Below are 11940 nucleotides of genomic sequence, written 5' to 3'. Positions count from 1 at the left end.
TTTTTTATATAAGAAGGTGTTACCGAATTGAATGTCATGACATGGATTGACTTATCATTATTCTTCGTTCTTTTCGTTCTATTCATCTACATATTTGTTACTGTAACAATCACTAACTTACATAAGGTTTACTTGACTTTCCATTTCACGATGATGTTATGGCCCTTCTGTCAATTTGCTCTCAAAACTACAGCGGATCCCGATGTTCAATTGTTTTATGTGAAGCTCGCTTTTATTGACTCGATACTGTTAACGATTGGATGGCTTCTTTTTACGATATTTCTCACTGGAAAATCATATCTCCTCCGAAAAAAGAAAACGCTGATCCTATACATTGTCGCAGCATTGATCTTAATTGGAGTGATCGTCAATCCAAAGCAAAGCTTTGTACTGCCAATGCATGGTGGATATGTTGAAAGATCTTATGGTCCGCTTTTTTGGCTGTTTATTCTCTTCTTGATCTGCACTATTATTATTTCTCTGTATATCATCTATTCAGCGCTTATATCGAACGCCACACAGCGGATCAAAAAACAGGTTACTCATGTACTCAAAGGTGTGCTGGTGCTGACTGTATTTGTATTACTGGATGTCTTTCTTAATGTGGTACTGTTTAAATCTCAGCCGGTGATTCCGGGGATGACCTCTCTGGGGATACTAATCTCTGCCATCTTTTTCGTCATTGCCATCCATCGCGATAAAATATTTGATCTCGTAACCATCGCTCATCAGGATATCATTGACACACTCACACTAGGTATTCTTGTACTGGATGATAACGAGACTGTGGTAGAGATCAATCGATCGCTTTTGCCAAAAATCAACCTACAGATCGGTGATCGCTTCGACTTATCGGCGCTAACCCCCCTGGAGCAGACTGCCAGCGCTTTCCGATTGTTTCAACATACATATCTTAAACAGCCCATGGAGAGAACCGAAGTTGAAGTATTCTACACCTCACTCCAAGCATACATCAATATTACAGCGGAACCCATTGTCGTAGGCGAGATCATGGTTGGACGGATTCTCACCTTTCAGGATAGAAGCGAGCTGCATCGCCTCATTGCTGAGACTAATCAGCAGAACGAGATCCTGCAAGAGCGTAATCTGGCATTAATTGAAATCCAGAATGAGCTTTCTCAGACCAACCAAAAACTCAAGCAGATGGCCATAACCGACAGCTTAACAGGTTGTTATAACCGTCATTACTTAACACAGTACTTAGAACAAGAGATTATAGAAAATATGATATTGAAGCAGCCTTTTGCCATCATTCTACTGGATATCGACTTTTTCAAAACGGTGAATGACAATTACGGCCATTTAGTGGGCGATGTTGTAATTTGCAGCACGGTAGAGGTCATTAAGCAATCGCTAAGGGAGACGGATATTCTGGCACGCTATGGCGGGGAAGAGTTTATCGTCTATTTACCAAATACGAACCACACACAAGCAAACCTCTGGGCAGAGCATATCAAATTCATGATAGAGGCCAATAAAGTACATGTGGATGAGGTTGCTCATTCTGTATCCATCACTGTAAGCATGGGACTACTGTCCATTAATAATTTTGCAGAGCAGTATGCAGAAAGCCCGACCAATCAACTAAATGATTTATTCGAATCTGTGGACAAAGCTTTATATCAAGCCAAAAATGCAGGACGAAACCAAATTGTTGAAATCATAAGATGACACGCCTTTAAATATTACCTAAAAAAAGAAAGAATCAGCCCTACTTCTATCGAAGGTAAGCTGATTCTTTCTTTTATATCTTTTTAACAAATTCGGATTTTAATTTCATAGCCCCAAACCCATCAATTTTGCAATCAATATCATGATCTCCGTCCACTAAACGGATGTTTTTGACTTTGGTACCTATCTTCAGAACAGATGAGCTTCCTTTTACCTTAAGGTCTTTGATTACAGTTACTGAGTCGCCGTCGTTTAATACATTGCCATTGGCATCTTTGATAACCTTTTGATCTTCACTATTCTCAGACTCTGATTCTAATGTCCACTCGTGTGCACATTCCGGGCAGACTAGTAGACTTCCATCTTCATAAGTGTACTCAGAATTACATTTCGGGCAGTTCGGTAAATTAGACATTGTTTCATTTTCTCCAATCGTAGTTCAAATTCTAGCTGTCTTGCGGCTAATCTTTAAAAGTATATTTCATATTCATGAAGGAATCCACTATATCCAGATAGTAAGCTTGTTCCACGTTTCTTAAAAAAACAAACTACTAAATATTATCTTGTATATATTTTCACAATTGTCTATGATAATAATGTAAAATTTTCATATAAATACATAGGAGAGTGAACAATGATTAGTCAAAGGAGTGTCGCATTTTCCATTATACTGTCATTAATTACATGTGGAATATACGGAATATTTTGGTTTATTGTTCTAACGAATGACGTTGGAAAGCTAAGTGGAGACTACACATTCACAGGAGGAAAGCATTTTCTTCTAACATTGATTACTTGCGGGATATGGAGCCTGGTTTGGGCCTACCAGATCGGTAAACATGTTGCAGAAGCTCAAAGACAACGCGGCTATCTCGTATCCGATAATTCAGCTCTGTACGTGATCCTCACAATCTTTAGTTTTGGTATTGTCACATACGCTTTGGTGCAATCTGATGTTAACAAATTGGTATAATTTTACGATTCATAGAAGGACACACCCTAAACTATTTTGGAGTGTGTCCTTAAGTCTCCTTGGCTTACTGTATTTCACTGTATGGATGCCTTTAACCAATCTAGGTATACCTTGTCTATTTCATGAATGGACTGGATTTTATTGTCCGGGATGTGGAGTCACAAGAGTTATTCTATCCTTGTTAAAGTTCGACTTCGTTCAGGCGTTTAGATTTAACCCGTTGCTATTTATTCTAGCGCCTCTGTATATGTTGTACTTAATTACTGAAAAGAAACGTATCCAACCACTTAGCCATGGAATTATGGCTGTGATGTTGATCCTAACCGTTACATTTGGAGTACTGAGAAATTTTCCAATGTTTGATTACTTGGCCCCTACAGTAATTCGTTAGCATCAACTATGGTTACATAATAGCTTGAAGTCGCACAATCGCTTGAGCCCGGTCAACCACCTCTAATTTGCTATAAAGATTACTAATATAGTTACGGGCTGTCCCCTCCGCAATATGCAGTGTATCGGCAATTTCGCGATTGTTAAGTCCCCGGATAATGAGCTGCGCCAGCTCCTCTTCCCGTTCTGTCAGACTCATACGATCTACATTGGATCTTTGCCAATGTTCGTACTCCTCCGTCAATCTATTCATCCTGGTCGCCAATTTGGCTGCTACCGGAGCTGGCAGAATAAATTGCCCGGATATCGTATCACGGATCGAAGAAATCATTTTATCAGCATCCATATCCTTCAGCATATAGCCGTTTGCTCCAAATGCCATACCCTCAACAATATAATCGGTCTCTATAAAAGTGGTTAAAATCAGAATGAATATATCCGGACGAATCTGCTTGATCCGTTTTAGTGCACTGATCCCATTCATGATCGGCATTTGGACATCAAGCAGTACCAGATCGGGTTGGAATGCTTCCACCATCTCGCAGGCCTCTTCCCCGTTCTTGGCAGCGCCGACCACCTCCATATCATCCTCCAGATCCAGAATGGTACGAAGTCCTTCACGCGTCAACAATTGATCATCGGCAATTACAATCTTTATCTTACTCATTTTCTATTCCCAACCCTTCGCATTGGCAGATCGATTTCCAGTAGACATCCCTCATTCATTTCTGAATCAATGGATAAGCTACCTCCCAGTTGCTCCACCCGTTCTTTCATCGTCCTAAGTCCAAAACCCATCACTATATGACTATCTCCTGACCCACGATCTTTGAGCCTAAACTGTAAATTTGCTCCGACAGACTCCAGACTAAAATGAAACTCCGTACTCTTACCGTGTCTGATTCCGTTCGTTAGGCCCTCCTGCAAAGCATGATAGATGGCCTTTTTATAGGCTGTTGACATGGCCTCCGGCAGATCATAAATAATGGCATGGACGACAACGCCCGCATTACGTTCAGTATCGCGTATCAGTTGCTTCAACATGACCGTGAGGTCCGAATACTTATCCTCCTTCAGCATATGGACTGAGCCGCGGATTTCATTCAAGCTATGCCGAACAAGATCCTGTGCCTCAACCAATCGCTGAAAACCACTATCTATATCTTTTTTCTGAAGCAGCCGCTTGCCAGCTTCAATCTGCAGAATCGTCGATGTAAGTGTATGCCCAACAATATCATGAATCTCTTGGGCAATACGATTGCGTTCCTCAAAGACGGTAGCTTCGGCTAAAGCCGCAGATGTTTCTCGCATCGAACGCTCCAGACTACGAGTTCTTTCTACAACTTGGTCCTCTAGATTTTTTTTAAGATATTGGATTCCCGAATACAGCTTGGCGTTAGCGATTGAGATTGCGCATTGTGAACCAAGCAGCTTGAGCACATCGAGTCTACTTGGCGTAAATACACCCGGGGATAGGTTATTCTCCAAATAGAGCAAGCAAACCAATTTATTCTGATTCATGATAGGAAGACAAAGAACCGATTTCAGTCTATTCTTCCTAACGTAAACGTTACGCGTAAATATCCCCTCACTGAGCGCATCATGTAATACAACCTGCTCCTGTGTTCTTGCTGCATAGGCTATAATCGCTGCCGGAACAAGATCTGACTCTTCCCCGAGAGGAACAGATTCGATATGCTGAGCTTCTGAGGTACCATAAGCTTCAACCATCCATTTGCCATCATGATCAAAAATAACTGCCCCATATTCGGCCCCAGCATTGTGGAGCATGATCCGCATCAGCGTGGCCAATAATCGACTCATCTCCATCTCGCCCGATAAAGCTTGAGCAGACATAACTACAGAAAGGGAATCGACTCGATCGAGCCCGGGCTCCCGTTTAATATGCAGCAAATGGCTATGCTGCTGCTCAAGGTCAGCCGCTTTAGCCTTTGCGCCCCATTGCAGATAAGCCTCGTAGGCCTCAGTCATATAGATTCTTGCTAGATGTAATTTGCCATGACGAAGTCCATATTTGCCGTAGCATTCCGCCGCCATCGCTAAATCGTGAATATGGCCGTTGATACGAGCAGTCTCAATAGACTGCTCATACAAGGCTTCAGCTTGTCGTGGATCTCGCGATAGGCGAGTCAGCTCAGCCTTCATCAACAAATATTTATGCTCATAATTTTCCGGGCAACGCTTAGCAAACTTTTTCATTTTCTTCAGCCGACTGTGCATTTTTACCCGGTATACACGTTGCTCTTCAGCGTTATATTCCTCATACAACTGAGCCCAGACTAAACATTCATACACGGTCTGCATAGGACTGTCTAAGCCATCTTCACGTGATTTTATAATGGCAGCTGATTTCGCTAATGCCTCACTGGCTTCGCGGTACTCCCCAAATACATAACCTGTCAAATATCGGTGTATCCAGACCATTTCTTGTATAAAATTAAAGGTATCTCCATGAACCGACTGTGCAAAATCAGGTTCGCTAATCTCTGCGATGTTAAATGGATCATCTAGTGAGCGATAACCTGTCAATCGAACTAGAGTAGCTGCAGCTATGATAGCCTGCTTACAGTGAAGACTGTTGTTATGGCGCAGCAAATCACCGGAATGAGCAATTAACCGATCATAGATATCACCTAACGGATGACCAAATTGCAAAAGGGAGGCACAGTTGATTAGCACACTCTGGTTGCCTTTCCATAAGTCACCTGATTCCAGTCCCACTTTACCTGCTTTCTCGGTAAACATACGGAGCATAGTTGGATCATAATGCCGCCAGCTATCGTAGCACATTGCGAACGCAGCTAGGGTTGTCATATGCACTTTCGGATAGGGTTCCGATAAGCTGCACGCCAGCATGGCCCATTTAAATGTTTCTTCATCATTACGGAAGTAATAGTATTGAAACATTGCATAGCCTATGAATCCAATGGAAGCCTCCGGAGTCATCCCATAATCGAGCGTCAATTCAATCATGGTGAAGGAAGAAGCGAGCCACCCATCTCGGTTGACATAGAAGCAGGCATTGCTCGTATGATCTAAAGTGGTCATTGCGACTCTACGAGCCTCGTCGGTCATCGGCGGTAAAAGATTAAGCGATTCGAGTGAAACCTTCTGTAGTCTGCGCCGCAATCTTAACCATTGAAGCGTCAATTGAACATAGCTAGGATCAAATTGATGGCTCACTTTCAATAGCGATAATGTATGCCGACCTAAGGAGATAACCTCTTCATGGTTATCATTACTTGCTTCCAATTGAACCTTCATCGCGTAGATGTAAGCCTTATCCGTATTTGTCGCAGCTTTATGGATTAACAGATGAAATAATTCATTAGCCTTATCAAAATGTGAACATAAGTATTCGAGCTCGGCCCTCTCACGAAATACCCGGAAGGTTAGCCCATAATGCTCCTCCCAGCTCTGCTCCTCTAGTATCGCTGTTGCCTGAAGCATATATTGTAAGGCTGTCTCATGTGCAGTCGTTTGCTTCGCTTTTATCCCTGCCTGTAAGTTCAGCTCTACCAGTTGAAGCCTCTGTTCGGGGCGATCTATCCATGTAAGCGCCTGATTGAAATGATGGACCGCTTCAAATAGAATCGTTCCTTCACTAAGAGAGCTGCGGCCTAGCAATAGCATGCCAATCCTCCAATGTAGCTCTGGACGCACCTCTTCGGGAACAAGAGCATAAGCCGCCCGATGAATGCGGTTGTGCTGGAATTTAAAATGCGTATATTCCTCCCCGTTAACAGGTTGTAGCACACGTCCATTTACAGCGACTTCCAACGCTTCGGTCAATGTCTCTACCGGAATCTCCGTAATTTCGGCAAGCGTACCCACATCAAATATGCTGCCCAGTAATGCAGCTCTACTAAGTGCATACACCGTCTGATCAGGAAATTGCTGTAACTTACTTGAAAGATAGGCTGCTGCATTATCAGGAACATTCAATTCAGTAATGCGCTGGAGGTCCCATTTCCAGCTTCGAAGATCCTCGTCAAATTCTACTCGCTGATCATCAATCAAATCCTGAAGGAATTGCTTAATAAATAGTGGATTCCCATCTGTCTTATGCAGAAGTACCTGCGCTAACTCCTCCAAGTCAGCAGCCTCGTAACGCATAACATCCAGTAGCAGTTGTTTTAAATCGGTGAGTTCAAGCGCTTGTAGAGATATTCTACTCATCACTACGTTACGGTCTATCAAATGCTTTTCCAGCCTACTGAGTGGGTGCAGCCTCGTGATTTCCCGATCACGATAGGAAAGAACGATTAGCAGATGACTCGTGGCCGTGTCCTCTATAAGTGAAGTGAGATATTGCAGCGATGTTTCATCCGCCCATTGCAGATTATCCAATATCAAGATCAAAGGATGATCTTCATGGGGAAAGAGTTGAATAAATCGGCTCATAATTAATTGAAATCGATGCTGAGCTTCCAGCGGCGGCAACGGAGGCACGGAAGGTTGGGGGCCAATCAAGAGCTCAAGCTTAGGGACAAGTTCGATCAATAATTGCCCGTAACTGTCCACTGCCTGTAAAATACGCAGCTTCCAAACCTCCACCTGCAGCTTCGTTTCCATCAGCAGTTGACTGACCAATTCTTCTATAACTTGATGCCAGATGCCATAAGGGAGTGAGGTATGTAGAGATTCGAATTTGCCTCTGGCGAAAAAACCATCCAAAGAAATCGAATTTCTAAGCGTTTCTTTTAAAAAGGTTGTTTTGCCGATACCACTCTCACCACTAAGCCAGACCGTCTTTACAGCACCTTGTGATGCTCGTTTCAGTGCTTCTCGTAAGCTTAGTTTCTCAAAATGTCTTCCGTAGAATCGTTCCGATACCATCCAGCGTTCCGGAATATCCCAGCTTCCTAATAGGAAGGGCTCGATGTACCCGTATTGTTGTAGGTGAGATAGACATTCCTCAAGATCCGACTTGATTCCAAAGGCGCTGGCATATCTCGCATCAGGCATTTTCTCCATGCATTTAGCAACAATGTCAGAGACAGATAGAGGGATAGCGGGAAACCTGCGATGTAAAGGCTCAGGTGTATCTGCAAGATGACGATATACAATATCAACAACATCATGAAGCTCAAAGGGGCGACTGCCTGAGAGACATTCATACATAATGACTCCAAGCGAATAAAAGTCAGAACGATAGTCCGGGTTCAACCCAGTTCGACCCGTTTGCTCTGGCGATATATAAGGAAGCAAGGCATCCGGCCGCCCGCTTAAAGGTGACAATGGACTGGTATCATTTTCAGCGGAGCACATTCGTATATCAATAAATTTCACTTCAAAAGTAATTGGATTGACGATTAGATGAGCGGGGGTCAGTTCATTTAGTGTTATTTTTTCACGATGAATTTGCATAAGGCAATCAGCAACAGCGATGGCGATCCGAAGCAGCACTGGAAGCTCCAGTGAATCAGGTGTACGCAGTATCTGATCCAGCGTACTCCCCTCTATATCTTTTAGGAGAAGGACTGGCCGATCCGGCGTGATTTCCAGGCTATATGCCTCGATTGCTCCACGACCGCTAAGTCGCTTAAGCATGTCATACTCATGACGAAAAGCATCAACCATAGTAGATCCCGGGTACTCGCCTGTAGTTGTCTTGGCAATAACCCTAAGGCCATCTTCTTGACGTAGGAGTCTGTACAGCCTGATATCTGAGGTAGTCTCTATCAGATCTAAAGTTTGGTATCCTTGCAACTCAAACATGAACAGCACTCCCTAGTTACAATTAGGTAGACAGAATAAGCAATCTCGCAAAGCAATTATACTCATTATATCATCTGATCTCGCCATAGAATCCTATGTTGTAATTAACTTTGTCATCTATTTTGTCATATGACATCTATAAAATTGCATTGTGATAATATAGGAAAAAATACTCAATCATCTCCACATAAGGAGGATTCAAATTGCATCTTTCCTACATAGACTACCCTATGCTTGAGCACCTGTCCGTTGAAGAATTACAGCAGTTAGCTCCAGAAATGCAAGAAGAGCATTATGAACCCGGCAAGCTTATCATGCAAAAGGGCGAGGTCAGCCAGCGGGTTTATATTTTGGTATCCGGTCAGGTACAAGTATTTATTAGTACGGAAATAAAGGTAGAATTGGCTATACTCTCGAAAGGCCAGTTCTTCGGGGAAATGTCCTGTCTTACCGGAGACCCCATCAGTGCACATGTAGAAGCGATCGATAACGTTCATGTAATATCCGTATCCAGAAGTGGCATGCTGCTGTTGATGGACAAAAATCGCGAGTTCCGGAGCCAGATCATCCAATCCATGATCAAGAGAATCCAAAATTCCAACGAACGTGTACTGGAAGAGCACTCGAAAAGTCAGATCATCATGAAGCTTCATGAATCCGAGGAACAAGAGCGTTATGGTGAACTGATCGGAGAAAGCGCCGAAATGCGCACACTTCTCAGGTCGATTGAACATCTGTCGACGGAGCGGGTCCATGTTGTCGTGATAGGTGAATCCGGTACAGGGAAGGTAAATGCAGCAAGAGCACTTCATTACCGAGCAACGAACGGACAATACCCGCTACTGGTGTTAAATGTAGCAGACATGAGCCTCGTTGATTGGGAGACCAAGGTTATTGCGGCAAAAGGAGGAACCATTGTCATCGAGGAAGCAGAATGCTGTCCTTCTGAGAAGCTACTACAGCTGCTGGAGGCAGCTGCACAGATTCGAATCATCCTGACTAGCACTTGTCCCTTGAAGATTGTTTCCCACTTAGCGGTCTTGCCTGTGCCTCCTCTTCGTGAGCGAACTGAAGATATACCGCTGCTTGCGCAATACTTTCTAGAGAAAGAAGGAGCGGGCAATGCGCAAGAAATCCTCTCTCAAGATGCCCTGAGCATGCTGTCCCTGTTCCCTTACCTCGACAATAATGTAGAGGAATTAAGAAATATCGTGAGGGAAGCCTATATTCGGAGCGAAGGACGTATGATCTACAGTCACCATCTCCGCTTCGGCCGAGTCCGTAAAGTAGGAGACCGCCCCGTTATTGGTCTGGCGTTAGGAAGCGGTGCAGCCAGAGGCATGGCTCACCTTGGGGTGTTAAACATTCTGGAGCAGGAGGGCATTCCCATAGACATGATCGCAGGAACAAGCGTCGGATCTATGGTCGGAGGAGCCTATGCAGCCGGAATGTCTGTAAAAGAATGTATGAAGGTTCTTTCTACGATCAGTTGGGGACAACTGGTGCGTCCAACCTTCCCTATGCGGTCCCTTGTTCATAACGCGCCCATTATCAGCTTTATCGAAAAGCATGTCGGTAAGCGTCTAATTGAGGAGCTGCCGATACCCTTTGGCGCGATAGCCTCAGACGTCTCCACCGGTGAGGCTCATATCATGAGGACGGGTTCGCTTGCACATGCCATTGCCGCAAGTACAGCCGTTCCCGTAGCCATGCGACCTGTTAACTATCAAGGAAAGCACTTAGCCGATGGAGCCATTGTTCATCCTGTGCCAGCTGCGCTAGTAAGGAGCATGGGAGCTGATATTGTGATAGCAGTTAACGTTTGCCCTGAATCCTTCACGAAGGGAGCAGCCAGACATCTAATAGATTCCTTAATGAATACGATTGACATCATGAGCGCAAAGTTGATAAAGGAAGAGCTGCAATTAGCGGATGTAATCTTGCGTCCCGATCTTGGCTTCAATCAAATCAGCTTTAAGGATGCGGACGACTACATAGCCGCCGGAGAAGTGGTAACAAGAGAAGCGATTGCCCAAATCCGCCAAAAAATAGCCGCTTCCTAAATACATTGCATACAAAAAAAGAAAAATTCAGGAGGTGTCCCAAGAGCTATGAACTGCTACTGAGACACCTCCTCGTATTTAATGCTAATGTTATATTTCTACTCATAACTCATAACACATTTCATATTTCGTTAGCCCTATCGCGTTTGCGTACAATGCTGCCTGTGTCCGATCATTAACCTGCAGCTTCGCTAAAATCTGGCTGACATGCTTCTTCACCGTAAATTCACTGATATATAGACGTGTAGCAATCGTTCTGTTACAAGCACCTTGTCCAAGTTCAATCAGTACTTCCTTCTCTTTCGGTGTTAATTCATCCGTCGGACTGCTACCGCTAATACGCATCTTTTCTTCCATTAGACCAGGATCATAGTACTTTCTCCCTTTATGCACCAACTGGATAGCAAAGAGTAACTCCTCCGGCAGTGCCTCTTTTAGGACATATCCATCTACTAGTACTTCTTCAGCCCTCAAAAAATCCTCTCTGCTCGCAGAGGAAGTCAACAGAATGAACTTACTAACCATGCCGCGAGCACGTGCTGTCTTAATGATATCCAAGCCCGATTCATCAACAAGCTTAAGATCAATGAGAACAATATCTGGCTTTGTCGCTTCAATCACTTCAAATGCTTCTTGACCATTCGTAGCTTCACCAGCGAATTGCACACCTGGCTGCATTGAAATGACAGATGCCAGCCCTCTTCTAACTAAAGGATGATCATCCACAATAACGATTTTCATAGAAACGCCTCCCTCTAAATCTCATGACAATCTTAATTCTCTATATCAAGTCCACTTAGGTTACCGTCCAATTAATTTCTGCCCGTTTGGCCCCTTCCATCTTGAGCAGGAATTCCGACTTAAATCCAATAGCCCCTGCAAATAAAAAATTAGGAAAAGTACTTATCATCGAATTACAGCTTGTCACATTTTCGTTATAGATACGTCTACTAGCAGATAGATTTTCCTCTAAAATATTAATCCTTTGTTGCAATTTGATATATGGATCGCTGGCCTTAAGCTCTGGATAATAGTCTGCCTGAACATTAGCAAAAAATTCTCTCACACGATTACTCATGC

The 11940-nt window shown here is 43.6% G+C and carries 9 protein-coding genes; 4 read left to right on the top strand and 5 right to left on the bottom strand.

Annotation, left to right across the window (positions count from 1 at the left end; translation table 11 throughout):
• The first annotated feature begins 36 nt into the window (after nt 1-36).
• On the top strand, nt 37-1692 hold the full coding sequence (locus tag MKX35_RS04215; RefSeq protein ID WP_081382695.1) for a histidine kinase N-terminal 7TM domain-containing diguanylate cyclase: 1656 nt from the start codon (nt 37-39) through the stop codon (nt 1690-1692).
• Nucleotides 1693-1765: 73 nt separating this feature from the next.
• Here the strand turns inward: MKX35_RS04215 and MKX35_RS04210 are convergent, their stop codons facing one another.
• On the bottom strand, nt 1766-2107 hold the full coding sequence (locus tag MKX35_RS04210; protein WP_042131582.1) for a zinc ribbon domain-containing protein YjdM: 342 nt from the start codon (nt 2105-2107) through the stop codon (nt 1766-1768).
• Between the two features lie 219 nt (nt 2108-2326).
• Here MKX35_RS04210 and MKX35_RS04205 point away from each other — a divergent pair, with 219 nt between their 5' ends.
• Both MKX35_RS04205 and MKX35_RS04200 read left to right on the top strand, forming a co-directional pair.
• The gene (locus MKX35_RS04205) at nt 2327-2665 is read left to right on the top strand and encodes a DUF4234 domain-containing protein (protein WP_052404459.1); all 339 of its coding nucleotides are present in this window, start codon (nt 2327-2329) and stop codon (nt 2663-2665) included.
• Nucleotides 2646-3056: a DUF2752 domain-containing protein gene (locus MKX35_RS04200; protein WP_076284961.1), complete on the top strand. Its 411-nt coding sequence runs from the start codon at nt 2646-2648 to the stop codon at nt 3054-3056. Before MKX35_RS04205 ends, MKX35_RS04200 begins: the two co-directional genes overlap by 20 nt.
• Nucleotides 3057-3068: 12 nt before the next feature.
• Here MKX35_RS04200 and MKX35_RS04195 read toward each other — a convergent pair whose 3' ends face one another.
• Nucleotides 3069-3722: a response regulator gene (locus tag MKX35_RS04195; protein ID WP_076298028.1), complete on the bottom strand. Its 654-nt coding sequence runs from the start codon at nt 3720-3722 to the stop codon at nt 3069-3071.
• A complete protein-coding gene (locus MKX35_RS04190; RefSeq protein WP_076298029.1) occupies nt 3719-8797 on the bottom strand; it encodes an AAA family ATPase in 5079 nt (1692 codons plus the stop codon). Before MKX35_RS04190 ends, MKX35_RS04195 begins: the two co-directional genes overlap by 4 nt.
• Before the next feature lie 203 nt (nt 8798-9000).
• Between MKX35_RS04190 and MKX35_RS04185 the strand changes: the two genes are divergently transcribed.
• Nucleotides 9001-10860, top strand: a complete 1860-nt coding sequence (locus MKX35_RS04185; RefSeq protein ID WP_081382676.1) for a patatin-like phospholipase family protein — start codon at nt 9001-9003, stop codon at nt 10858-10860.
• A gap of 102 nt (nt 10861-10962) precedes the next feature.
• On the opposite strand, the gene MKX35_RS04180 is transcribed toward MKX35_RS04185, so the two are convergent.
• Together MKX35_RS04180 and MKX35_RS04175 are read right to left on the bottom strand one after the other, a co-directional pair.
• A complete protein-coding gene (locus MKX35_RS04180) occupies nt 10963-11601 on the bottom strand; it encodes a response regulator (RefSeq protein WP_076298030.1) in 639 nt (212 codons plus the stop codon).
• 55 nt (nt 11602-11656) lie between these two features.
• Entirely contained in the window at nt 11657-11938 is a 282-nt protein-coding gene (locus tag MKX35_RS04175) for a LemA family protein (protein WP_179086623.1), read from the bottom strand.
• Between the last annotated feature and the right edge of the window lie 2 nt (nt 11939-11940).

The organism is Paenibacillus sp. FSL R5-0923 (genome assembly GCF_038009145.1).
GTDB lineage: Bacteria > Bacillota > Bacilli > Paenibacillales > Paenibacillaceae > Paenibacillus_AQ.
Note: the sequence above shows the minus strand (reverse complement) of the source record. Positions and strands in the feature narration are given on the sequence as shown.

Coding starts and splice junctions, on each gene's coding strand:
- MKX35_RS04215 (WP_081382695.1), top strand. CDS start 37: ATGACATGGATTGACTTATCATTATTCTTCGTTCTTTTCGTTCTATTC.
- MKX35_RS04210 (WP_042131582.1), bottom strand. CDS start 2,107: ATGTCTAATTTACCGAACTGCCCGAAATGTAATTCTGAGTACACTTAT.
- MKX35_RS04205 (WP_052404459.1), top strand. CDS start 2,327: ATGATTAGTCAAAGGAGTGTCGCATTTTCCATTATACTGTCATTAATT.
- MKX35_RS04200 (WP_076284961.1), top strand. CDS start 2,646: ATGTTAACAAATTGGTATAATTTTACGATTCATAGAAGGACACACCCT.
- MKX35_RS04195 (WP_076298028.1), bottom strand. CDS start 3,722: ATGAGTAAGATAAAGATTGTAATTGCCGATGATCAATTGTTGACGCGT.
- MKX35_RS04190 (WP_076298029.1), bottom strand. CDS start 8,797: ATGTTTGAGTTGCAAGGATACCAAACTTTAGATCTGATAGAGACTACC.
- MKX35_RS04180 (WP_076298030.1), bottom strand. CDS start 11,601: ATGAAAATCGTTATTGTGGATGATCATCCTTTAGTTAGAAGAGGGCTG.
- MKX35_RS04175 (WP_179086623.1), bottom strand. CDS start 11,938: ATGAGTAATCGTGTGAGAGAATTTTTTGCTAATGTTCAGGCAGACTAT.